The organism is Ruminococcus flavefaciens, from assembly GCF_900116855.1.
GTDB classification, from domain to species: Bacteria; Bacillota; Clostridia; order Oscillospirales; family Ruminococcaceae; genus Ruminococcus; species Ruminococcus flavefaciens_R.
The window spans coordinates 1-24,208 of record NZ_UETD01000006.1; the positions used below are offsets into that span (position 1 = coordinate 1).

General features: G+C 48.7%; 17 protein-coding genes. 2 read left to right on the forward strand and 15 right to left on the reverse strand.

What is annotated here, in order from left to right; all coding sequences use genetic code 11:
* Positions 1 to 176: 176 nt before the first annotated feature.
* From upp to DSZ37_RS07245, 11 genes are all read right to left on the reverse strand, one after another.
* Positions 177 to 806 (reverse strand): uracil phosphoribosyltransferase, encoded by a 630-nt coding sequence (gene upp / locus DSZ37_RS07195; protein ID WP_109726246.1) that lies wholly within the window; start codon positions 804 to 806, stop codon positions 177 to 179.
* A gap of 15 nt (positions 807 to 821) precedes the next feature.
* A complete protein-coding gene (gene rpiB, locus DSZ37_RS07200; RefSeq protein WP_109726247.1) occupies positions 822 to 1,259 on the reverse strand; it encodes a ribose 5-phosphate isomerase B in 438 nt (145 codons plus the stop codon).
* Positions 1,260 to 1,281: 22 nt separating this feature from the next.
* Positions 1,282 to 1,977 carry a tRNA (adenosine(37)-N6)-threonylcarbamoyltransferase complex dimerization subunit type 1 TsaB gene (gene tsaB / locus DSZ37_RS07205; protein WP_109726248.1) on the reverse strand — a complete coding sequence of 232 codons (696 nt, stop codon included), beginning with the start codon at positions 1,975 to 1,977 and terminating at the stop codon, positions 1,282 to 1,284.
* Positions 1,958 to 2,398 carry a tRNA (adenosine(37)-N6)-threonylcarbamoyltransferase complex ATPase subunit type 1 TsaE gene (tsaE, locus tag DSZ37_RS07210; RefSeq protein ID WP_109726249.1) on the reverse strand — a complete coding sequence of 147 codons (441 nt, stop codon included), beginning with the start codon at positions 2,396 to 2,398 and terminating at the stop codon, positions 1,958 to 1,960. Before tsaE ends, tsaB begins: the two co-directional genes overlap by 20 nt.
* 15 nt (positions 2,399 to 2,413) lie before the next feature.
* Positions 2,414 to 4,087 (reverse strand): formate--tetrahydrofolate ligase, encoded by a 1,674-nt coding sequence (locus DSZ37_RS07215; RefSeq protein WP_109726250.1) that lies wholly within the window; start codon positions 4,085 to 4,087, stop codon positions 2,414 to 2,416.
* A gap of 203 nt (positions 4,088 to 4,290) precedes the next feature.
* Positions 4,291 to 5,142 carry a carbohydrate ABC transporter permease gene (locus DSZ37_RS07220; protein ID WP_109726251.1) on the reverse strand — a complete coding sequence of 284 codons (852 nt, stop codon included), beginning with the start codon at positions 5,140 to 5,142 and terminating at the stop codon, positions 4,291 to 4,293.
* The gene (locus tag DSZ37_RS07225) at positions 5,130 to 6,119 is read right to left on the reverse strand and encodes a carbohydrate ABC transporter permease (RefSeq protein ID WP_109726252.1); all 990 of its coding nucleotides are present in this window, start codon (positions 6,117 to 6,119) and stop codon (positions 5,130 to 5,132) included. Before DSZ37_RS07225 ends, DSZ37_RS07220 begins: the two co-directional genes overlap by 13 nt.
* Before the next feature lie 67 nt (positions 6,120 to 6,186).
* A complete protein-coding gene (locus tag DSZ37_RS07230; RefSeq protein ID WP_109726253.1) occupies positions 6,187 to 7,596 on the reverse strand; it encodes an ABC transporter substrate-binding protein in 1,410 nt (469 codons plus the stop codon).
* Between the two features lie 47 nt (positions 7,597 to 7,643).
* The gene (gene xylA, locus DSZ37_RS07235; protein ID WP_109726254.1) at positions 7,644 to 8,957 is read right to left on the reverse strand and encodes a xylose isomerase; all 1,314 of its coding nucleotides are present in this window, start codon (positions 8,955 to 8,957) and stop codon (positions 7,644 to 7,646) included.
* 11 nt (positions 8,958 to 8,968) lie between these two features.
* Entirely contained in the window at positions 8,969 to 11,047 is a 2,079-nt protein-coding gene (locus DSZ37_RS07240; RefSeq protein ID WP_109726255.1) for a glycoside hydrolase family 3 C-terminal domain-containing protein, read from the reverse strand.
* A gap of 19 nt (positions 11,048 to 11,066) precedes the next feature.
* Positions 11,067 to 11,957: a hypothetical protein gene (locus tag DSZ37_RS07245; protein WP_109726256.1), complete on the reverse strand. Its 891-nt coding sequence runs from the start codon at positions 11,955 to 11,957 to the stop codon at positions 11,067 to 11,069.
* A 223-nt stretch (positions 11,958 to 12,180) separates the two neighbouring features.
* Between DSZ37_RS07245 and DSZ37_RS07250 the strand changes: the two genes are divergently transcribed.
* On the forward strand, positions 12,181 to 13,047 hold the full coding sequence (locus DSZ37_RS07250) for an AraC family transcriptional regulator (RefSeq protein ID WP_109726257.1): 867 nt from the start codon (positions 12,181 to 12,183) through the stop codon (positions 13,045 to 13,047).
* 167 nt (positions 13,048 to 13,214) lie between these two features.
* Here DSZ37_RS07250 and bglS read toward each other — a convergent pair whose 3' ends face one another.
* The 4 genes from bglS to DSZ37_RS07270 form a co-directional block, all read right to left on the reverse strand.
* Positions 13,215 to 15,638 (reverse strand): beta-glucanase, encoded by a 2,424-nt coding sequence (gene bglS, locus DSZ37_RS07255; RefSeq protein WP_109726258.1) that lies wholly within the window; start codon positions 15,636 to 15,638, stop codon positions 13,215 to 13,217.
* A gap of 91 nt (positions 15,639 to 15,729) precedes the next feature.
* On the reverse strand, positions 15,730 to 16,521 hold the full coding sequence (locus DSZ37_RS07260; protein WP_109726259.1) for an AraC family transcriptional regulator: 792 nt from the start codon (positions 16,519 to 16,521) through the stop codon (positions 15,730 to 15,732).
* A 188-nt stretch (positions 16,522 to 16,709) separates the two neighbouring features.
* A complete protein-coding gene (locus DSZ37_RS07265; protein WP_109726260.1) occupies positions 16,710 to 17,462 on the reverse strand; it encodes a helix-turn-helix domain-containing protein in 753 nt (250 codons plus the stop codon).
* Positions 17,463 to 17,635: 173 nt separating this feature from the next.
* Complete coding sequence (locus tag DSZ37_RS07270) at positions 17,636 to 20,590, reverse strand: family 43 glycosylhydrolase (RefSeq protein WP_109726261.1); 2,955 nt, start codon at positions 20,588 to 20,590, stop codon at positions 17,636 to 17,638.
* A 497-nt stretch (positions 20,591 to 21,087) separates the two neighbouring features.
* Here DSZ37_RS07270 and DSZ37_RS07275 point away from each other — a divergent pair, with 497 nt between their 5' ends.
* Complete coding sequence (locus tag DSZ37_RS07275) at positions 21,088 to 24,198, forward strand: glycoside hydrolase family 11 protein (RefSeq protein WP_109726262.1); 3,111 nt, start codon at positions 21,088 to 21,090, stop codon at positions 24,196 to 24,198.
* The last annotated feature ends 10 nt before the right edge of the window (positions 24,199 to 24,208 follow it).

Sequence of the window (24,208 nt, forward strand, 5' to 3'; positions counted from 1 at the left end):
GTACTTATTGCGCTGTAAGCGATGTACAAATACCATTTTTGATATTATTAAGCGAGTTTACGAGCGACAACGTGGCAAGCGGTCGAGCTGGCTCAGCTCGAAATTATGATTTATCTTACACTCAAATAAAACACAATGCCCCGAAGCATATGCTTCGGGGCTGCTTTATTTCACTATTACTTTGTACCGAAGATACGGTCGCCTGCGTCGCCTACACCGGGAACGATGTATTTGTCCTCGTTGAGCTTTTCGTCCATAACGCCTGCGTATATCTCTACATCAGGATGAGCCTTCTGTATAGCTTCAACGCCCTCGGGAGAGCAGATGATGCACATGAACTTGATGTGCTTTACGCCGAGGTTTTTCAACTCTGTGATAGCTGCAACTGCGGAATTACCTGTTGCCAGCATAGGGTCAACGATGATAGCGTCACGCTCGTTGATGTCGTCGGGCATCTTTGCGTAATACTTCACAGGCTCCTTTGTGACAGGGTCACGGAAAAGCCCGATATGACCTATTTTTGCAGCAGGAACCAGTGTTGTTACGCCCTCTACCATTCCCAGACCTGCACGGAGGATAGGAATGAATGCAAGCTTTCTGCCTGAGATTATCTTGGTCTTCGCAACTGCAAGAGGAGTCTCAAGCTCGATCTCCTTCAGAGGAAGGTCTCTTGTAGCCTCGTAGCAGATGAACATAGCGATCTCGGATACCAGCTCGCGGAACTCCTTTGTACCTGTGTTCTTGTCTCTCAGCAGCGAGATCTTGTGCTGTACGAGAGGATGATCTATAATGTGTAATTCAGCCATAGTAATTTACTCCCTTCACTGTTTTTCTTCTATTGCTGTTATAAGGTCGATACGTCTCTGATGACGTCCGCCCTCAAATTCGGTCGTAAGGAATATCTCAGCCAGCTCACAGGCAAGTCCGCAGCCGAGAGTTCTTGCACCCACGCACATAACATTTGAGTTGTTATGCATACGGGTAAAGCGTGTAGAGAAAGAGTCCGCACAAAGAGCTGCTCTTATGCCCTTGATCTTGTTAGCGGCAATGGACATTCCGATGCCTGTGCCGCAGATAAGTATGCCCTTTTCGCAGTTCCCCGCAAGCACCTCATGACAGAGCTTTTCAGCAACGTCGGGGTAATCGCAGGGCTCTCCGTCGGTACCCATATCCATGAACTCAAAGCCCTGAACCGACAGAGCCTCGATTATAGCCTTTTTCATTTCCACTCCTGCGTGGTCGCATCCGATAGCTATCATATCAACATCTCCGATCTGTTAATTACGCTAAATTCTTGTTTTTTTCCTCTAAGTCCTTTTCAGCCTTTACCTTCTGGAGGTATGAGACCTCAAGGCTGTCGGGTTCGGTGAGCTTTCTCGAAACTCCTGCAAGGCACACGCCCACAGCGCTCTGGAGCCTTCCCTGAGGGGGAGCTATAACGAAAGCAGGTGAGCTGTAAGTGTTGTAGAAATCGGCAGCGCCGTCTCCGCAGAGCATTGCCTCGCCCACATTAAGTGCCAGATACTCCGCAAGCTCATCACGGGATATCATCTGCTCCTCTGTTACCTGCTCAACGCAGAAGCCGTCGCTCTTGTAGGTGCAGGTGTAGACCAGCTCTCCCCTCGCCTTCATAATTGAGCAGATATGACCCTTGTAGGCGAGATTGTTGCAGGCAAGTCCCAGAAGTGTTGACACGCCGCAGCATTTCACGCCAAGTCCGAAGCTGAGCGCCTTTACAGCCGCAACTCCGATACGCAGCCCCGTATATGAACCGGGACCGTTGGCAACGGCAATGCCGCCAAGGTCTGAGAGCTCTTTCCCAGCCTGCGCCATAATATCATTGACCATGGGCATGATGACCTGTGAGTGGGTCTTCTGGGTATAAACTGTACTCTGAGCCAGAAAGAGCTCGGTCTCAGAGTCAAAAAGCGCTGCGGAAGCTGTCTTTCCCGATGTATCAATCCCAAGCAGCAGCAAATCTTCCACCGTCCTCGATAATTATTTCTCTGTCGTTCTCACTGATGCTGTTTATAGTGATATAAATGGTGTCATTCGGCAGGAACTCCGCTATATTCTCGGACCACTCCACAGCCGCAACGTTATCCTCGAAAGGGTAATCGTAAAAGCCCGTAGACTCCAGATCCTCCTCGGAACTTATGCGGTACATATCGAAGTGATAGAGAGTGATGTTCTCGCCGCGGTACTCATTTACAAGCGCAAAGGTGGGAGAGGTAACGCTGTCTCCCAGTCCCATGCCAAGGGCAAGACCTCTGGTGAAGGTAGTCTTTCCGGCACCGAGTCCGCCTTTATATGCTATCATGTCTCCTGCCCTGAGCATAGCGCCAAGCTTTTCAGCGGCAACTATAGTCTCCTGAGGAGAATGAGTGATGATCTTCATAAATGCTCAGTCCTATCAGAAAAGTCCCGTGATAGTGCCGTCCTTATCGCAGTCGATATTGAGTGCGGCAGGAGCCTTGGGAAGTCCCGGCATTGTCAGGATATCGCCTGTGTAGATAACAACGAATCCTGCACCCGAGGACAGTCTTGCGTCACGGACCGTTATCTTGAAGTTCTTGGGCTTTCCGAGAAGATTGGGATTATCCGAAAGTGAATACTGAGTTTTTGCAACACAGATAGGCAGGTCCCAGAAGCCGATGCTCTCGATCTCCTTGATAGCCTTTTCAGCCTGAGGAGTGAAGATAACTCCCTCAGCGCGGTAGATCTCCTTAGCGATCTTTTCCACCTTATCCTTGATGGTAGCCTCTGTATCGTAAACGGGCTTGAATTCATTTCCGCTTACAAGGTCGATTGTCTCGCAGACCTTCTGAGCAAGGTCCTTTCCGCCTTCGCCGCCCTTGGCGAAAACCTCGCACATAGATACCTCAACGCCCATATCAGCGCAGAAGTCCTGTACGAACTTTACTTCCTCGTCAGTATCTGTTGCAAATCTGTTGATAGCAACAACTACGGGAACATGGAACTTATGCATATTTTCGATATGAGTTCTCAGGTTCTCTATACCCTTTTCGAGAGCCCACATATTCTCCTTTGCAAGGTCCTGCTTCTGAACTCCGCCGTTGTACTTGAGAGCCTTGATAGTAGCTACGAGGACAACGCATGAGGGAGCAAGTCCGCCGATACGGCACTTGATGTCCATGAACTTCTCGGCACCGAGGTCCGAACCGAAGCCTGCCTCGGTAACTGTATAGTCTCCCAGCTTCAGAGCGAGCTTTGTAGCTCTCAGCGAGTTACAGCCGTGAGCGATATTTGCAAAGGGACCGCCGTGGATAAACGCCGGAGTATTCTCCAGAGTCTGCACCAGATTGGGCTTGAGAGCGTCCTTGAGGAGAGCTGTCATAGCGCCTGTGCAGCCGAGGTCCTTAGCGTAGATAGGTTCGCCGCTGAGATTATATGCAACGAGGATATTTCCAAGTCTCTCTTTCAGGTCGGCAACATCGGACGCAAGGCAGAGTATAGCCATTACCTCGGAAGCAACCGTGATATTGAATCCGTCCTCACGGGGGATGCCGTTGGCTCTACCGCCGAGACCGATGAGGATATTTCTGAGCGCACGGTCATTCATATCCATGCAGCGCTTGAACATTATCCTGCGCTGATCTATCCTGAGCTCATTTCCCTGCTGGAGATGATTGTCTATCATCGCGCAGAGAAGGTTATTTGCAGCAGTAATGGCGTGCATATCGCCTGTGAAGTGGAGGTTGATGTCCTCCATGGGAACTACCTGTGCGTATCCGCCGCCGGCAGCGCCGCCCTTCATACCGAATACGGGTCCCAGTGAAGGCTCGCGGAGCGCGAGAACGGTGTTCTTGCCGATCCTGCGCATAGCATCTGCAAGACCGACGCTGATGGTTGTCTTACCCTCACCTGCGGGAGTAGGATTTATAGCGGTAACAAGAATGAGCTTGCCGTCCTCCTTATCCGCAAGCTTTGTAAAAAGCTCCTCGGACAGCTTAGCCTTATAGTGACCATATGGCTCAATGTCTTCCTCGTCAATGCCGAGCTGTGCAGCTATCTCGGTGATACGCTTCATATCGGCAGCCTGAGCGATTTCGATATCAGATAACATAAAAAATATCCTCCGTGTCGTTGTAATAGTAATTTTATTATACCACGTTTTTTCATTAATTGCAAGGTCTGAAAAAATATTATAGCAGGCTCCGTTAAAAATCCGAAGCCTGCTTTTTTACCGTATAATTCAAAGAGGACTGTACCCGAAGGTACAGTCCCCAAAGATTTAAGAAAGAAAAATGTGATAACATTAAGAAAACATCAGCCCTTGACGCCGCCCAGTGCAACACCTTCGATGATGTACTTAGACAACAGGAAGTATGCAATGAGGATCGGTATTACCGTCAAAAGCAGTCCCAGATAAACGGAACCGTACTCGGTCTTGTACGCGTCACCGTTGAGGAGGCTTACCATCATAGGCATTGTGTACTTTTCCATCCTTGTGATAAGGATCTGAGGCATAAACAGCTGGTTCCAGCTGGTTACGAAGCAGAAAATTGCCTGTGTAGCCATAGCAGGCTTCATCATGGGAAGCACTATCTGGTTGAATATCCTGAATTCGCCTGCACCGTCGATTCTCGCTGACTGGAGTATCTCCATAGGAAGCGAGGGTATCATATACTGCCTCATGAAGAAAACAGTAGTAGGTGCTGCGATCGTAGGAAGAATAAGGGGAAGGAAACTGTTTGTCCATTGGATCTTGTACATGAACGAATAGAAACCGATACTTGTTACCTGAGCAGGTATCATAAGAACTGCCATGATAACGGTGAAGAACGGTTTTCTCAGTTTCCAGTCATACGCAACGAGTGCGAATGCGGTCATTGTTGAGAAATAAACATTGCAGGCTGTGGAACCTACTGATACGATCAGTGAGTTCTTAAAGCCGTCAATTGGGCTGAATCCACGACCCATAAGGATATTCCAGTTTGTTTTGAAATTATGTCCCGGGATGAAGGATACAGCGTGGCTCTGGATCTCAGCGGTATTTCTTGTAGCGTTAACGATCATGATAACGAACGGGAAAAGACTGAGAACGGTAAGGAGTATACAAAAAGCATAAGCAAATATCTTAAATGCATAGCTTGATGCCTTTTTGTTTACAACTGCCATTGATTGACTCCTCCCTTCGCTGCTCTTTTAGCTTCTTTCTTGGCTCTCTTGATCTCCTTATCGATCTTGATCTGATCTTTATCACGCATGATATAGAACAGGATAGCCGAGAAGAACGCTATAATCAGCCACATGATCATACTTGCTGCAGCCGCTCTGTTGTAAATGTAGTTGCCCGAGAAGGCAAGATTGTAGATGAATACGCTTGTTGTAGTTGTAGCTCTGTCGGGACCTCCCTGATTTAAGAGGTATGGAATATCGAACATATTCAGACCGCCGACAAGGCTGGTAATAAGTGTATACAGTAAAACTGTCTTTAGATTAGGTATCGTAATACGGAAGAAGGTCTGAACACCGTTCGCTCCGTCGATCTCTGCCGCTTCATAGATATCAGGGCTGATTCCGAGTACACCCGAAATGAGCACTATCATTGTATTTCCGTACCATGTCCAGAACTGGATAAACGCAACGATAAGACGTGACGCCAATTTATTGGTAAAGAAATAATAGGATGAATCCCTGAGTCCTGAAGAAACGAGGATATCGTTCACAGGGCCTACGGGATAGTTGAACAGTGAATGGAAGAGGATCGCAACTGTTGCAGCCGTAATGATGTTAGGCATATAGAAAACGACTTTGAAGAAACCTTTTCCTCTGATCTCGTTGGAATGCGAGGTAAACCAAGCAGTCAGGAGAAGAGCAATGGATATCTGGGGGATAAAGTTTGCCAGCCAGATACCGACGGTGTTCTTCAGAGATACACGGAATGAGTCATTCTTTAAGATCTCCTTGAAATTATCAAATGGATGTTCAAGGAAATGGTAATTGTCGTTAATTACACCTCTACAATCGGTAAAACCGAGGGTTGCTGTATAAATAGTAGGATACAGCGTGAATATCAAAAATGCAACAACAAAAGGAATACTAAAGAGATATCCGTATTTTGAATAACTAATACCCTTGAGCTTCGTTTTCAAAGCCTAAAGCCTCCTTTTTATTTAGAGGGCTGTACCGCAGAGGACTGCGGTACAGCTCTAAAGTTACTTAGTGAATATCGAGCTCGTCTGCTACTTCCTGCTTGAAGTCCTTGATAGCATCTTCTCTGGACTTGTTGCCTGCGGTGTACTGACGAACCTGACCACGCCACTTCTGGTTGATCTTCTCATCGTACTGAGTGAGGTTCTTACCGTTAGCGTACTGGTTAGCGGGAACGAATACGTCGAACATATTCTGACCGCCGAGGAAGTCAAGTGAACCGTCAGACATAGCCATAACTGTGCCTGAAGCTACTGAGTCCTTAGTACCGCCTTCGCCGTTGAGAGTACCGTTAGCCCACATATACTGGAGACCGTCCTTAGTGCAGTCGAGTGTGATCCAGTCGATGATCTGTCCAACAGCTTCCTTGTTCTTGGAATCCTTGTTAGCGAGGAGCCATGTACCGCCCCAGAAGAATCCGATAGGAGGCTCACAAACAGCCCAGTCGCCCCATGTACCGATAGAAGTATCGAGCTCCTGGATAGCGTTGCCGTCTGCATCCTTCTTGCCTGTGTCAACCCAAGAACCGCAGTTCTTAGCGATTGTGTAGTTGATGAGCCAAGCAGGACCGAAGAATCCGAGAACTTCCTTATCGCCCTCGCCCTTCATATCAGCGAACCAAGCATCGCCCCAGTCCTCTGTGTCGTTGTGGTAACCATTGTCCTTGAGCTTCTTGGACAGGTCGAGGAATTCCTCACGCTTAGGATCAATGTAGAGTGAGTCACCGTCGAGCCAGCCCTTGTCTGAGCTGTTCTCAACTGCGTGCCAGATATCACCGTCGCCTGATACGATGCCGAAGCCCTTCTTCTTGAGCTCTGCAGCAGCCTCAAAGAACTTATCCCAGCTGCCTGAGCCGCCGCCGATCTTAGCGGAAACTGTAGCAGGATCGTCGCTGCCGAAAGCAGCCTTAGCTACTGAACGTCTGTAAATGAAAGCACCGCCTGTAGCCTGGTATCCGAGACCAACTACATCACCGCTGGGGTTAGTACCGATATCTACTGAGTACTGAGCAATGTCAGCGTCCTTGATCTCCTTGTCAACGTCGATTCCGAGATCCTTGTAAGGAGCAGCGTAGCTTGACATATCGCCCTGTGTATACTTCAGAACGAATGCAGCCTCTGCACAGAAGAAGTCAGGAGCGTCCTTGCCGCCGGCCTGAAGAGCCTTGTCGAGAGCAGGCTGATAGTTACCGTCAGTTGTAGGAATGATTGTTTCCTTTACTTCGTACTTAGCAGCGAAGTCAGGGTGTGTGCTCATGAACTTCTTGACCATGCCGGGAACTTCGTCTGTGAATGTCCACAGATTAAGAATGGTCTTGCCGTCCTTGGTGGTTGCTTCATCCTTCTTGCTGCAGCCTGTAGCAGCTACAGAAGATGCCAGAAGTGCGATTGCTGAGATGACCGATAATGCTTTTTTCATTTTTCTTGACCTCCAATTAAAAAAATTGATATTATTTCAATCAGCCTTTACAGACTGAAAAGAACATTATTTAAGATAGACTCCAGCATTTCCTGTCTGCCGCTTGAGAGTGAATCTGTAACCTCACCCTTTTCAAGAGCATACTTCTCGAGAGATGCGAAATCTGCCTTGCCTGCAATTATGTCAGCACCGATGCCTGTCTTCCATGAAGCGTATCTGTCCTCTACGAACTTGTCGATACGTCCGTCCTCGATGAGCTTGAGTGCAGCTCTGAAGCCGAGTGCGAATGCATCCATACCTGCGATGTAGCTGTAGAAGATATCCTCGGGAGTGAAGCTTCCTCTGCGAGCCTTAGCGTCGAAGTTGAGACCGCCGTTTGTGAAGCCGCCTGCCTTGATAACCTCGTACATACACATTGTTGTATCGTAGATGTTTGTGGGGAACTGGTCTGTATCCCATCCGAGAAGAACATCGCCCTGGTTAGCGTCGATAGAACCGAACACACCGTTGTCTCTTGCAACACGGAGCTCATGCTGGAATGTGTGCTGAGCAAGTGTAGCGTGGTTAGCTTCGATGTTCATCTTGAAGTCCTTGTCGAGGCCGTACTTTCTGAGGAATCCCAGAACAGTAGCGGTATCGAAATCATACTGATGCTTTGTGGGCTCCTTGGGCTTGGGCTCAATGTAGAAGTCGCCTGTGAAGCCGATAGAACGTCCGTACTCAACAGCCATCTTCATGAGACGAGCCATGTTGTCAAGCTCAAGGCCCATATCTGTGTTGAGGAGAGTCTCATAACCCTCACGGCCGCCCCAGAATACATAACCGTTACCGCCGAGCTTTACAGTAGACTCAATAGCCTTCTTGATCTGAGCTGCTGAGAAAGCGAAAACGTCAGCGGAAGGAGATGTACCTGCACCGTGCATGAATCTGGGATGGTCGAAGCACTTTGCTGTACCCCAGAGGCACTTCTTGTCGCCCATAACAGACTTCATATAGTCTGTAACGATATCGAGCTGGTCGTTAGTAGCCTTGAGACTGCCGTACTCGGGAGAGAGATCGCGGTCGTGGAAGCAGTAGTAATCAATGGAAAGCTTATCCATGATCTCCTTAGCTGCATCTACCTTAGCCTTAGCTCTTGCAGCGGGATCTGACTGACCCCATGTCTTGTCTGCTGTTCCGCAGCCGAACATATCTGTTCCGTCGCCGCCCATTGTGTGCCACCATGAAAGAGCGAACTTCAGGTGATCGCGCATTTTCTTTCCGTTGATGACCTCATCGGGGTTGTAGTACTTGAATGAGAGAGGATCAGTACTATCCTTGCCCTTATACTGAATTTTACCAATATTGCTGAAAAATTCCATTTTATCCTCCATTAAGAATTTATTTTCAGAGATGTGCATTGTTTTCCTGTCAGCTTTGTGCTGAGTGAGTCGGGCTGAGAGGTGCCTGCGTAGAGGGTGAACTCACTGCCTTCCTTTATCCATTCGCCCTTTTCATTGACAGCCATGAAGGCTCTTTCGGGTAGAGTGATCTGTACGACCTTGCTCTCGCCCGCATCAAGTGCGACTCTCTTGAAGCCGCAGAGGCTATGGTTGGGAACTGCGTTCTCCGAATGACCTTTGATATAGAACTGGACCACGTCCTCAACTGCGCGGCTGCCTGTGTTGGTGATCTTCACCGAAGCCTTGCCGTCCGCATAGGACAGCTCCGAACACTCTGTTTCGGAGTAAGTAAGTCCGAAGCCGAAGGGATAAAGAATATTGCCCTCGGCGTATCTGTAAGTACGGTTCTTCATGCTGTAATCCGAGAAATCGGGCAGCTTTGAAGCGTCCTCATAGAATGTAACGGGAAGCTTTCCCGAGGGAGAAGTCTTGCCGAACAGGATATTCGCAAGAGCTCTTCCGCCGAACTGACCGGGATACCACGCGTGTATGAGTGCATCGCAGTCTGCTTCTACATTTATCGCACTGCCGGCAGCAGTGACTATGATGACGGGCTTTCCTTTAGCCATTACCGTCTTAACAAGCTTTCTCTGTGACTCAGGGAGCCTGAGATCGTTTTTGTCTCCCGAGGAGAACTCATTACCTGTGTCTCCCTCTTCGCCCTCGATAGTAGCATCAAGGCCTACACAAAGCACAACTATATCGGAGTGCTCTGCGATTATCTCAGCCTCAGCCAGTCTGTCATCGGGGAGAGCAAGACCCATGCATCTGTCCTTATACAGGTGACATCCCTCGGAGTAGATGACTCTGCCTTCAAACGCCTCGCGGATACCGCTGAGGAAGGTCACATACTCATCAGCCTTGCCGTTGTAGTTGCCTTCCAGAGCAGGAACGCTGTCGGCATTGGGACCGATGACTCCGATGGTCTTGTATTTGCTGCCGTCCAGCGGCAGGATACCGTTGTTCTTCAGGAGCACCATCGAGCGCTCAGAACATTCAAGAGCGAACTTCTTGTGCTCGTCACATGAAACGATATCGTAATCAAGTCCGTCGTATTCGGTGGACTTGTCAAACATACCAAGTCTGATCCTTGTTCTCATCAGCTTTACGCACGACTTCCTGAGGTCCTCATCTGTGATGAGCTTCTCGCCGTATGCGGCAAGCAGATGGAGATATGTATTTCCGCAGTTCAGGTCGCAGCCCTTCTTGAGAGCAAGTGCTGCCGACTCGGGAGCGGTCTTGGTAACACCGTGATTGGTGTGGAAATCTCTTATTGCCCAGCAATCTGAAACGAAATGACCGTCGAACCCCCATTCCTCAAGCTTATTCATGAGGAAGGTATTTGCACAGGCGGGTTCGCCGTTGACTCTGTTGTATGCACCCATAACGCTTTCGACCTTGGCTTCCTTTACGAGAGCCTCAAATGCGGCAATATAGGTCTCTGTCATATCCTTCATGTTTGCCTTGGCATCAAATTCATGTCTGGTAGCCTCGGGACCGCTGTGTACGGCGAAATGCTTTGCACAGGCAGCAACTCTCAGGACCTTTCCATCGCCCTGAAGTCCCTTGGTGTAAGCCACGCCCAGACGAGCTGTCAGGAACGGGTCTTCGCCGTAGGTCTCCTGACCTCTGCCCCATCTCGGATCGCGGAATATGTTTATATTCGGTGACCAGAGTGTAAGGCCTTTATAAATGTCACGATCATCGTGAGCGGAATATTCATTGTATTTAGCTCTTGCTTCTGTCGATGTGACTTCGCCTGCCCTGCGGACAGCCTCCTCATCGAACATAGCAGCCATTCCGATTGCCTGCGGGAACATTGTAGCCGTTCCTGCTCTTGCAACTCCGTGCAATCCCTCGCTCCACCAATTGTAAGCGGATATCCCCAAGCGCTCCACAGCAGGAGCGTCATATTTGAGCTGTTCTGCCATTTCCTGAACAGAAAGCCTGTCCGTCAGGTCCTCAGCTCTCTCGATTGCGGATAATGCTTCGTCCATGTACTTCTCCATAAGCATTTCCTTTCTTTATTTATATTTTGCTTATAAACTCATCTATGACCTTTTCGGGAGACCATTCCGTAGTGGAGAGTTCCCATCTTTCCTTTATGCAGGCTGTCTCATTGGGCTGATAGCTTTTCAGCTCTCCGAGGAGCTCACATTCAAGGAACAGGTCATTGGTGTAAGTTTCGTAATTACAGCAGAAATCAGGATAATTTACATTCTCATACTCATCGAAGCACATTCTGAAAATGTTTCTTCCATTTATATATAGTACCTGTTTTCCCGTAACATTGAAGCCTGCCTTGAAAGCTTTTTTCTCCTTTGGGTCCTGCCTCAGGAGAGCGTACTTGTCGGCAAGCACAAAGCGATGGTCATTTATTGCGGAGTAGCTCCACAGTGCCATCGTTCTGTTTGGTAAAAAGCCCTTGTCATCTCTGCAAAGCGGGATGATCTCGGTGCCGCCCGCCGCAAGTCCCGTAACGGACCACGGAGCAAATTCCGAGGGCTTATCGGAGCAGTTGGTGATCCTGTTCTCGATGGTGACCGAAGTTTTGTCGTCCATGGAGATGACCATTTCAAACTGCTTTTCAAATTTTGTCATAGCAGGCGTAAGAGTGAGTACTCCGCCGTCAAAATGTGCCTCGACCTTTGCATTGTCGGGAAGATAAGTTTCGGGCATCACCTCAGGGGCGCTCCATATCCTGTGACCGCCGTAGGCGTACCAGACTCCGTACCCGTTGTTTATCTCATAGAAGTTTCTGTCGATGTCTTCAAAAAGAACATTATCACCATCAGTAAAGCCGAAGAAAACGATCCTCGGTCCCACATCTATAGTAGCGATGAGCTTGATAATACCATTATCGAGGCAAAGACATTTTCCGTAGTTTTTGTAGTCGGTCTCATAGCACTTAACAGACATCACACATCACCTTTCGTAAGCTCTAATGCTATTATATACTACTTCGGCAATTTATACTAATCAAATATTGCGGCTGTTTATTCAAGAATTGCTAACATTGCACAAATTCTTCAAACCCACTTTACAAATACTATGATAATAGTGTATAATATATCCAGATATTACGGTGAATTATGAATATTGACATAAATTTCACAACAATTTTTGGTTAAGGAGGCTAATCATGATTAAAAATCTATCCGGCGATTACGAAACCGTCGAGTACGAAAACCAAAGATTTGTCATGCTTTATGATAACGACCAGGTCGAAGAATATCCGACACACTGGCACAATGCGGTCGAAGTCATCATTCCTCTGCACAATGGTTTTACGGTAACTTCTGGCGGTGTGGACTATCACCTGAATGAAAAGGAAATAATCATCATCCCCCCGGGAGAGCTCCATTCCATGCCTGCTCAGGAGGGCAGACGAATCATCTTTCAGTGCGACAACAGCATAATCAGCGACGTTCCGGCTCTCGAAGCATTAGTCCCCGTTTTTTCCGAAGCCTTTCACATCACTCCTGCTGTCAGCAAGGAGCTGTATATACTTTCCAGAAAGAGCATTCTTGATATATATTCCGAATACTATTCAAAATCTGCGCTTGCCGACGTAAGGATCTACCTTTGTCTCATAAAAATGCTCACCGCCGTCAGGGAGTACCAGCTCACTCAGGCAGCCGACGCATTTACAGGCGATCCCTCGGGCAGGGACGATACCCGAAAGTTCAGCATGGTCATGAAGTACATCAACCAGAACTATATGTACGAGATACCGCTGGAGAAGATCGCTTCTATCGCAGGCTACAGCAAGTACCATTTTTCGCGCATTTTCAAGAAGTACAACAATGTCTCCTACATACAGTATATAAATAGTAAGAGAATAAAGGCGGCAGAAAGACTTCTTATCGACCCGAACCTGTCAGTTACCGAGGTCGCCATGAGAGCCGGATTTGCCAGCCTGACCACCTTTAACCGAGCCTTCAAGAAAGCCAAAAATTGCACACCCACAGAGTTCAAGACTCTTTATAAAATATCAGATCAGACATAAAAATGAATCCCGAAAGCAGCCATCAATGCTGCCTTCGGGATATTTTTATCGCAATTTTTGGCGCATCGGATCAACCATTTCACCATCTGCGCAATAAATGAACAAGGGCAGTACTCGTGTACTGCCCTGCTCATTTTTAATGGAAGAAAAACTATATACCACTGCAATTATTGCTTGTTGTATGTTACCCACTGATAGTGTGCCTTGAGAGGTGTTCTGCCGTTGAATGCCTTCAGCCAGTCATCAACAGTTCTTCCGGGCCATGCGTTCATCATGATCTTTCCGGGAGTCTTGGGGATGTTCTGGTAAGCAGTGTAAACAGCCTTGCCGTCAACATACCATGTGATATGATCGGGCTGCCAGTCAAAGCCGTAGGTGTGGAATGCCTCAGATGAGTCAAATCCGAGATCATACATATACTCATGCTTGCCTTCGCCGTCAGTGTAGTAGTTGAGCTGTACCTTTGTTGTGTCCTTGCCGAGTATCTCGATATCGATCTCATCCCATGGATTATTGTCTGAAGGACCTGTGTAGGTGAAGAAGGACGATACTACGCCGTCGTTCTTGATAGCCTGCATAGAGGTCTCATAGTAACCGTAGTGATAGAAGTTGTTTGTACGGAACTCGCCGCCTGAGTACTGGGGATTCCAGTCAGGATTGCTGTCATTTGTCCACTTCTGGTCAACGCTGAGCTCAAGAGCACCGCCGCCGATAACAGCATTGCGCTTGTACCACCAGCAGTCAAAGGGCTTGCCGTTTGTCCATCCGTCAGAAGCAAAGAAGTCGCCTGCATTGCCTGTGCGGAAGTCAGATACCATAGTGGCATTCTTGTTCATGGGAGTGCCCTTGTCCTGCATTCCGCCGTAAACAGCAGGAGGTGCAGTTGTAGTGGTAGTCACGATAGTTGTTGTGGTTGTGGTAGTTGTTGTGCTTGTAGTTGTAGTTGTAGCGGGCTTTGTAGTTGTAGTCGTTGCAGCAGGCTGATGACCCTGTGCATAGGACTCGGGAAGGCTGGGAATAAGATTCAGCAGCTTCTTCTGGATAGCCAGTGCATCATTCGCAGTAAGACCTTCGCCGCTCTCATAAACATCGCCGTTGAGAGCACCCTGCTCTGTCATATGCTTGGACTCAGAACCTGTATAGCCGTACTTATTGGGGTTTGCAAGGAACTGCATGATAAGTATAGCATCGCTGAGCTCTACCGTATTATCGAGGTTTGCATCGCCCCACATAGTTACGCCTGAAGGCTTGTAGGGGTTGGGCTGTGTGGTAGTTGTTGTTATCACAACGGGCTGCTGTGTAGTTGTAGTAGTCACAACAGGCTCCGCATTCTTCACGCTGATAAGGGGACCTGTTCCCTTTACAGCAGCATATGCTCCGTCAACGTAGAAATCCGTAAGGCTCTTGGGAGCTTCAACATAGAGCACAAGATTTGTAGCGCCCTCGGGGATAGTGTAAGCAGAGTTTGAAAGGTCTACCCACTGACCCTTTGCACCGGTCGCAGTCTTTACCTCTGAGTAAGTCTCTGTGCCGGAAGCGTCTGAATACTGGAGTGTGAGCTTAAATTCAACAGACTCCTCGGTATCCTGCATTACAGCAGCACCGAATGCGAATGTCTCGCCGCCCTTGAAGGGATTGCTCGGGAGACTTATGGAAGCACCGTTCCAGTTGTCGGCACGGTCGGAAACATAGAGTCCCTTTGATCCGTCATAGCCTGACGAGGACTTTACCTTTGCGCTTCCGCGTCCTGTCCAGTCACCTTCGCCCGACTCGAAGCTCTCTGTGAGATAATAGCCGTTTGCATCGGGCTCTACGGGCTTCTCGGGCTCAGGCTCCTTGCCGAGAGTTATCGTATTCTTCTTGACGTTAGCTTCACCGTTGCTCTCCCAACCTTCTACGTTGAAAGCGACCTCGTACATTTTGCCCATCTGGAGACCCTTGGACTCCCAAGCCTCGAAGTGCTTGGAAACGCTGATGGTACCGTTTGTTCTGCCGCTGCTGCGAACGCTGAAGTACTGTACGAAGGGCTTATTGCCCTCGATGGTATAGGAGTTGCGGTTTTCTTTATAAATGTAGTACTTTGCACCGTCAAGGTCAACTGTACCTAAAGGACTGCCTGCTCCGGGGGAGCCGTTAGGAGGACACCAGTTCTTCCAGTCCTCAACGATGTAGTACTCTACCAGAGGATTCTGTGTCCAGCCGTAGATGCAAAGACGGGAGTTACCCTGACTGCTTGCAGACCAGTTTACATCGAAATCGCAGGTGATTCCGCCGTAATCCTGAAACTTCTTTGTGCTGCCCATACCGATACCGCGGCGAGCGAGGAAGTTTCCGCTGGGACCTGCACAGTTCCACTTTGTGGTGAAAGTACCGTTATCTCCCAGCGTCATTGATGACGGCTGGTTTGTGTCAGCAGCCCAGATCTCGTAGCTGTAGCCGTCGGGACCTGTACCCTTATGCTGTCCTGCACCGTTCAGAGTATAAGTCTGACCGGCTGCAACTGCTGTTACGCCTGCAAATGCGGAAGACGCAGCACAGATCATGCTTGCTGCCAGTCCCAGTGCAGTAATTTTCATGCCTTTCAGTTTCATAATATATCAGCCCTCTCATTCCGTGACCTTAGTCACTGTTTTTATTTACATTTAAGCAACACCGACCGCGGTCACCGAAGGGGCGATGAGGTCATGTTGCATTTTGTGCTTTTTTGCGGTATTCAGAGGGAGTAAATCCCGTCTGCTCCTTGAACTGTCTTGCGAAGTGAACATAGCTGTGATATCCGCTGCTTGCGGAGATATCATTGATGTTCATATTGGTGGTGGAGAGCAGCATTTTCGCGTAGCTTACCCTGCTCCTCACCAGATCCTCGATAAAAGTCATGCCGAAGTGCTTCTTGTAGGCGTGCTGGAAAGCCGAGCGGCTCATGCGCACCTCATGTGCGGTACTGTCAACATTGCGCTGCTCATAGGGGCGGCTGTATATCTTGTTGCGCACCGTGGAAATAAGCTCGAACTGAGTGCTCCTTCTTCCCGAAACGCTGTTGAGGGAACTCTCTCTTATTTTAATGAACATAAGCCTCATAAAGAGGTCAGCCGACTCTGCCTTGCAGGGGTTGTCGGAGTACTTCTCATAGGCGATGGACTTCACGCAGTAGCTGAGGAACTCGAGAGGCATTTCCATAGGAGTCTCCAGCGGTATGCCCATTCTGAGGAATTCCTCCTCCTCTCCTCTGTCGTCGAAATCAAAATGTACCCAATCGTTCTCGAAAACGTTTCCCGCAGTACAGCGATAGCGCTGAGCCCTGCCCTTAGGGTATATGAAAACAGTGCCTGCGGAGGTCACTGTTTCCCTGCCGCCGATGTCGAAGACAGCAGGAGTTCTAACCAGAAGCAGGAGGTAGTCTCCGCTCCCGTCGGGTCTGTCAATAAAAAAGTCTGCATCGTGGCAGTGATCGAAGCCAACATTATTAATTATCATTGTTAACTCTCCATTTTCCGAAAAATTGTTTTTGACAAATCCCTGATCCGAATATCTTTTCCATGTTATTTTCTATCCTGATTATACCACTTTCAAACCTATAAATATATTATTTTATTGTCAAAATTGGTAAATTTATGATATCTGCATAAAATGTTATCCCCTGCAGAAGCAGGGGATAACGCAGATCAATGATTTTCTTTACTGAAATCAGGAAATTTATACCGTTTCTTGTACTCCTTCGGCGTAACACCGAGATATTTCTTGAATATCTTGATAAAATAGCTCTGGGAACTGAATCCGAGAAGATTACTTATCTCCGAATCGGTATACTCCGAGAAGGTCAGCAGATTGGCAGCTTCCTCAGCCTTTGTCTTGCTGACATAGTTGCTGAATGCAATACCTGTTTCCGCCTTGAACAGTCTCGAGAGATAAGCAGGGCTGATCTTCAGATAAGCCGCTGCATCCTCGATCATGATCTTTCCGTGAAGATGATCGCTGATATAATCCAGAGCTCGAACGATCTGCTTTGAGTAGATACCACTGTTGCGGACACGCCTCATATGTCTCGTATAGCCCTCGATCATTTCCTGATGGACCGCGTGGACTTCTGCTTCCGTGCGGCACTCATCGGATTTCATTATATATATGTCGCTGAGGTTGTAAGCCTCCTCAAGAGTCATACCGCTGTTGATACAAAATCTTGCGATAAGAGCAGCGGAGATCGCGAAGTGGTATTTCAGGTTTCTGAGGGGGTCCTTGCTGAGGATACCGTAGCCCTCGCTGCACAGTGGAGTCGCGAACACCTTTACCAGCTCGATATTGCCTGAGCAGATGCTCTCATAGCAGGCTATCTCGCGGTCAAAGGGAGCGTGCTCGAAACCTTCCTCACGCTTGAGGAAAAGATGGGAAGAAATATATTTTTCTGTATAGTCACTCATGTCTAAACACCTCTCTGATATGATATGTACACCCCTCGCACAAGGCTGAGCAAAGCCTGTGAGGGATAGTTATTCCCCTGTATACATATTATATCATATAAATATGAACTAATCTACCATTTCATATGACAGCTCACCGCAATATTTCGCGGTGAGCTGTTCATCATCAGTTATCACTGACCCGATTCATGGAAGAAGTAAGGAAGTGCGTTGTATACATAGTGTCTTACATGACCCCACCAGTGTTCCTTGCCTGCTGCGGCGAAGTAGTAGAAGTTGCCCTTAGAGAAGTCCGATGTGAACTCAAACTGGTCAAGCTTCTTCATAGCTTGTATCTGAGGATCAATATTGGGATAAGCCATATCGTTTGTGCCTGTTGCCGCGAAGATGAAGTACTGATTTTTCTTCAGCCCCAGCTTGTCAACAGCGTCCGCCATATCCTTAGCCTTGCCCTCAGCAGTGTTGGGACCCCAGTGGTCGCCGCTGAGAGGCATGAAGTAGCCTACGATGTCAAGGTCATTCTTGAACACAGCCCATGTGGAAACTGCGCCCATTGAGAAGCCGCCGTATGCTCTGTGCATTCTCGAAGCCTTCATACCCTCTGCTGTGGTATCCTCCGCATAAGTGGAGTACTTGCTCTCGACGAAGGGGATAACGCTCTGACGGAGCTCCTCATAGAAGTTCTGAGCGGAGCTGCCGTTGCCGTTGAAGGTAGGAGTTACCACGATAAGGGGCTCCAGCTCACCGTTCATTATCATGTAGTCAAGGATATTCTGGAGATTTGTATCGTCCTGGAAGAACAGTGTATTCTCGTTCTCGCTTCCGCCGTGCATGAGGTAGAAGATATTGTACTTCTTGCTGGGATCATAGTTATAAGGAGTATAGACATACAGTGACTTGTTGCCCCTTATGCCATTGTAGGTCTCCTTTGTAACAGTTCCCTGCTGAGGACAACGCTTCTCTGTGTAGTCTCTGGGAGCGTCCTTGTACCTGAGGTTAGCCTCATAAGCAAAATTGCTCGGAGGCGGCTCTGGAGTATTATCGGGGAACTCCTGTATCTTGCCAAGGATATACTGCTGGAGGAGCACAAGGTCGTTGACCTCATATTCCGTGCTTCTGTCAACGTCAGCCAGCTTCACAAGGTCTGCGGACTTGTTTGACGAAAGGATAAGCTTTCTTGCAGCTATCATATCCATGGAGTTTATAACGCCGTCGGAATTTACGTCGCCGAGTATGAACTGACCGCCCACAGCGCCCTCTATCTCGGTGCCTGCCGCAGCTATCTTAACATCGTCAACGTAGAAGCTTGTTGAGCCCTTGTCTGTCTCAACATATATGTATACATTCTCCGCGCCCGAGGGTATCTTGAAGCTTGTATTCGCAAGCTGAGTCCATTTGCCCTTCATTGGAGAAGCGCTTGCTATTTTTTCGTACTTTGTAGTACCGTCAAGGTCGTACTGCATGGTGAAGTGGAACAGCTGACTTGCTGTGCTTCCTTCATCATACATTACGTTTGCACTGAAGCTGTAGCTCTCGCCTGCTCTGAAGCTGCTTCCCAGCTTGTAGGCAGCGCCCTGCCATTCATTGCTTCTGTCCGAGCAGCAGAGGGATTTGCTGCCCGTAAGAGAAGCCTTGGACGAAACCGCCGCACTTGCGCCGGCTCTGCCCTCCCAGCCTTCAGCGCCGCTCTCAAAGGAGCAGCTAAGGAGGTAGTCGCCATCTGTTGTCACGGGAGGATCGGTAACTGTGGGAGTTCCCTCATCATCGCCGAATGTCCACCAGTCAACATTGAACAGATATCCGCTGCCGCCTGTGTATTTGAAGTAAAGGTCATGCTCGCCGCTTGCACCGCTGACGCTGCACGATACCTTCTTCCAATCCTGCCAGCCGCCTGTTGAGGGCACCTGACAGGTACCTATCTTCTTGCCCGAAAGGCTGTCAAGATAGATCTCTATATCACCGCCGTCTGTTGCAGAGGCGATGTTAGCAGTAAATTTCTCCGCACCGCTGCCGAAATCAACACCGCTCACCTTTACATAGTCGCCGTTTTCGATATTGGCAAGGTCAAGACCACCGTTGCTGCAATTCTCGGTCTTTACACCCTTTGAGAAGCACATAGTCTCGCCCTCTACCCTCTTGAACGGGTCAACGCTCATGAGCTGCTGAGGACCTGTCTTGCTCGGCGATATAGTCGGTATGGAGCCGTCCGCACCGTAGCTGAACTCATCAACGCAGACGCTTCTGTCGAAACTGCCGCCTCCGGGGAGACTGGCGTCATGGTAGAACAGATAGGAGTGACCCTTGAAGTCAATGACTCCGGGGTGGTTTGTGAAGCAGTTGTGAGTCTTCATTACCTGACCGCGATACGTCCACGGACCTGTGGGTGACGGAGCTGTAGAGTAGCCGAGACTCTCTCCTCCGTCATTGCCGTAAAAGGCTGCAAACACCAGATAATAAAGGTCTCCGCGCTTGTAAAACCACGGACCCTCGCCGTATGAGCTCTGCTTGCTTGAGGGACCGAAAGTATCCTTGTTCATGTCAAAATGCTTGATCTCGCCGTCAAGAGTGACCATGTCCTCCTTGAGCTTGACATAGTAGCAGGTGGGATTTCCGAACATGAGCCATGCCTGACCATCGTCGTCGATAAAAACAGTCGGGTCGATATACGCCCAGTCGGGACCGCAGAGCGGTTTGCCCAGAGCGTCCTTGAAAGGACCTGTGGGAGAGTCTGCAACAGCAACGCCTATACCGCGTCCGCCTCCCGTATTGTTTTCGAGAGTCACATAGTAATAGAATTTACCGTTGCGTTCGATACACTGAGACGCCCAAGCCGAGTCCTTTTTGCCCCATGAGAAGCTGTCCCATGAGAGGATCATTCCGTGATCGGTCCAGTTCTGCATATCCTGTGAGGAATAGCAGTGCCAGTCGGGCATATGGTAATTGTCGGAATTGTCCTCATCTCTGCCTGTGTACAGGTATACCGTATCGCCGTAGACCATAGGTGCGGGATCGGTGCTGTAGATAGTCTGGATGCAGGGATTATCCGCATTAACATATGCAGACGGTGTGATAACTGCGGCAGGTATAGCCAGAGCTGCGGCAGTCACCATTGAGAGGATTTTTTTCATAAGTCTGCCCCCGTTTTTAATATTTAATTACCCTTCTTGCTGCGTTTTGTAAAAGATATACAAAATACACAGTTCTTTATTTATTACCTCAATTATAATGGTGAAACTATGCTCGTTATATCATTATTATGATAAAAGTGGTAATATTTCTACTTTAAATAGCATTTTTGCGCTACAAATATCATGATTTTATCTTTAAACCAATTAATTTCAAAACTTTCATCATTTTATCCACCTTTTCCTCAGAAAGTGGGTTGTCAAGTTAAGCATAAAGAAGTATTATATATGGTTACGCCTTCGCTTTATCGCTATTAAACCGATATTTTCAATCTATCCGCAATTTTTAGTAGCTTTTTACCAATATCACAAATTTTGACTTGTTATTTCACAGTTTATTAATATATAATAGTATCAAGATAAAAAAAGAGGAGTTTGGGCACTCCTCAGGGGATTACTAAAATCATGACATTGCTTAATTAAACAAAGGAGTGATTTAAGTGAAAACAAACAAATTCATCAGCGGGATAGTCTCAGCATTACTTATCGCTGCAAATATTCCCGCAGCCCTTCCCGCAAATGCAGCAGGTCAGACTTATACTCTGAACGGTGCAGGACAGCATAAGGGCACAGGTCCCGACGGATACAGCTACGAGATCTGGGCTGCTGACACAAACCAGCCGTCATCAATGACGCTGGGAGACAATGGCACATTCACCACAAAATGGAACTGTGCAGGACCCAGCGGAAACTTCCTCGCTCGCCGCGGTATCGATATGGGCAGCACAAAGAAGTTTCAGGATTACGGCGGAATCACCTGCGATTTCGATGTAAGCTGGTCTGCAAGCAGTCAGGGTAACTCCCGTCTTTGCATCTACGGCTGGACACAGAACCCTCTCGTAGAGTACTACATCGTTGAGGACTGGAAGAACTGGTGTCCTCCTAACGGAACTCCCGGAGCGGGAAGTCCTTTAGGTACAGTTGACCTCGACGGAGCAAAGTACTACATCTACAAGGAAAACCGCAATTCCTACACCATAGAGGGCAACAAGCCCTTCGTGCAGTATTTCAGTGTCCGCAGCAGCGGAAGAACGTCAGGTACCATCAGTGTTTCAAAGCACTTCGAGGCTTGGGAGTCCAAGGGACTCCAGATGGGAAAGATGTATGAAGTCGCTTTCAACGTTGAAGGCTGGGAGAGCAACGGTGAAGCTAACGTCAAGAAGAATACGATAACTCTCGGCAAGGGGCCTGAGCCCGAAAAGCCCGTAGAGCCCGTAGAGCCCGATGCAAACGGCTATTACTTCAACACCGATTTTGAGTCAGGCAAGAGCAACTGGACAGGACGCGGAAGTGCCAGTGTCTCTGCATCAACAGGCTACGACGGCTCAAAGGGCATCGTCGCTTCCGACAGAACCGAAAAGTGGCACGGCGCAGCTATCGAGCTCGATGAAAACGCTTTCAAAGCAGGCGAGACTTACAGTTTAGGAGTAATGGCAATGCAGAATGCCGATTCTTCTGCCACAATGAAGCTCTCTCTCCAGTATAACAACGGCTCGGGCGAAAACTACGATGAAGTGGCTACAGCCAAGGCTTCCAAGGGGCAGTGGGTATCAGTGTCAAATCCCACCTACACCATTCCCGCAGGCGCTTCCGATCTCCTTCTCTACATTGAGACCACAGACAGCCTTGCAGACATATATGTGGACAACGCTTTCGGTGCTGTAAGCGGCACAAAGCCCAGCGTTACACCTTCCACATCTACTCCCGTCACCATTGATCCTACTCCTGTCACCTCAAAGACCGACAAGATCAAGATCATGCCCGCAGGCGACTCCATCACCTTCGGTATGGGCGACGACGGCGGATACAGAAAGTTCCTGGACTACTTCCTCAAGGAAAAGGGCTATACCAATGTGGACTTCGTAGGTCCCGAGGGCTCAAACAGCGCAACATTCTCATACAACGGAAAGACCGTTACATATGACGACAACCATGCAGGCTACAGCGGCTACACTATCAAGCAGCACGCAGGCGGCTGGAGCAATAACAGCGGTCTTTATGAAACGCTCAAGAATAAAAACGCAGTCAAGAGTGCTGATCCCGATATCATCCTTCTCATCATCGGTACAAACGATATGACTGCAAACCGCTCAATGAACGAGTGTGAGGACGACCTCCACACTCTCCTCGACTATATGCTGGGAGATATGTCATCTGACGGCATGATCTTCCTCTCCACCATTCCCGAGCTCAGTGCATTCGGCGGCGGAGACAACACCCAGAAGATAGCTAACTACAACAGCCTCGTGAAGAAAGTCGCTCAGGAATACAGCAGCAGCGGCAAGCACGTTACATTTGCCGACATCCACGGCTGCCTCAACGGCACAGCTGACCTCGGCGACGGTATCCACCCAAGCAAGGCAGGCTACGAGAAGATGGGCAAGTACTGGGCAGGAGTCATCGACGAGTACATCTCAGCTTCATCAGGTCCCGCAGTTCAGCCCTCAACAGGTATCCGCGGCGATACAAATTCCGACGGAGTGGTTGACTCATTCGACCTTATCCCTCTCAGAAAGAGCATTCTGGCAGTAATGGCAGGAAGCGGCAAGGCTGCTCCCAACTCAGATGTCAACGGCGACGGTGACGTTTCGGTTGCAGACCTTGTAACTCTCAAGCAGTTCCTCCTCGGCAAGATCAGCAAGTTCCCCGATGTTGTTACAACATCCACAACAACAGTTCCCAGAATAACCACAACTACCACAACAACAAAGCCCATTTCACAGGGACAGAACCTTAACGCACAGATCCGTCAGGATATGCCTACTTCAGTGCCCAGCGGCAATGAGCAGAGCAACAAGTGCAAGGTCGAGAAGAAAACTTATAACTGCAAATTCACAGGCGGACAGAAGAGCTGTAATGTAATTCTTCCTCCCAACTATAATTCATCCAAGCAGTACCCCGTAATGTACGTTCTCCACGGTATCGGCGGCAACGAAGACTCCATGTTAAGCGGCATGGGTGTTCAGGAGCTTCTTGCAGGACTTATCAGCAACGGCAAGGCAGAAGAGATGATCATTGTTCTTCCCAGCCAGTATACAAGCAAGAACGGCTCACAGGGCGGCTTCGGCATCAATCAGGAAGTATGCGCAGCTTATGACAACTTCCTCTATGACATCTCAGACAGCCTTATCCCCTACATCGAGGCTAACTACCCCGTTAAGACAGGCAGAGAGAACAGAGCTATCACAGGCTTCTCAATGGGCGGACGTGAAGCTATCTACATCGGTCTCATGCGTCCCGACCTCTTCGCTTATGTAGGCGGTGCGTGTCCTGCTCCCGGAATAACACCCGGCAGCGATATGTTCATGACTCACCCCGGCTGTATGCAGGAGAGCGAGATGAAGTTCAGAGACGTAGGTCCCGAGCCTAACGTATTCTTCATCACAGGCGGAACAAACGATTCTGTTGTCGGCACATTCCCCAAGCAGTACAGCGACATTCTCACAAGAAACGGTGTTGACCATGTTTACCAGTCCATCCCCGGCGGCGGACACGGCGACAACTCAGTTAAGCCCCACCTCTATACATTCTTCAGATACGCTTTCAAATAAGTGTAGAGGA

Coding starts and splice junctions, on each gene's coding strand:
- upp (WP_109726246.1), bottom strand. CDS start 806: ATGGCTGAATTACACATTATAGATCATCCTCTCGTACAGCACAAGATC.
- rpiB (WP_109726247.1), bottom strand. CDS start 1,259: ATGATAGCTATCGGATGCGACCACGCAGGAGTGGAAATGAAAAAGGCT.
- tsaE (WP_109726249.1), bottom strand. CDS start 2,398: ATGAAGATCATCACTCATTCTCCTCAGGAGACTATAGTTGCCGCTGAA.
- DSZ37_RS07215 (WP_109726250.1), bottom strand. CDS start 4,087: ATGTTATCTGATATCGAAATCGCTCAGGCTGCCGATATGAAGCGTATC.
- DSZ37_RS07220 (WP_109726251.1), bottom strand. CDS start 5,142: ATGGCAGTTGTAAACAAAAAGGCATCAAGCTATGCATTTAAGATATTT.
- DSZ37_RS07230 (WP_109726253.1), bottom strand. CDS start 7,596: ATGAAAAAAGCATTATCGGTCATCTCAGCAATCGCACTTCTGGCATCT.
- xylA (WP_109726254.1), bottom strand. CDS start 8,957: ATGGAATTTTTCAGCAATATTGGTAAAATTCAGTATAAGGGCAAGGAT.
- DSZ37_RS07240 (WP_109726255.1), bottom strand. CDS start 11,047: ATGGAGAAGTACATGGACGAAGCATTATCCGCAATCGAGAGAGCTGAG.
- DSZ37_RS07245 (WP_109726256.1), bottom strand. CDS start 11,957: ATGTCTGTTAAGTGCTATGAGACCGACTACAAAAACTACGGAAAATGT.
- DSZ37_RS07250 (WP_109726257.1), top strand. CDS start 12,181: ATGATTAAAAATCTATCCGGCGATTACGAAACCGTCGAGTACGAAAAC.
- bglS (WP_109726258.1), bottom strand. CDS start 15,638: ATGAAACTGAAAGGCATGAAAATTACTGCACTGGGACTGGCAGCAAGC.
- DSZ37_RS07260 (WP_109726259.1), bottom strand. CDS start 16,521: ATGATAATTAATAATGTTGGCTTCGATCACTGCCACGATGCAGACTTT.
- DSZ37_RS07265 (WP_109726260.1), bottom strand. CDS start 17,462: ATGAGTGACTATACAGAAAAATATATTTCTTCCCATCTTTTCCTCAAG.
- DSZ37_RS07270 (WP_109726261.1), bottom strand. CDS start 20,590: ATGAAAAAAATCCTCTCAATGGTGACTGCCGCAGCTCTGGCTATACCT.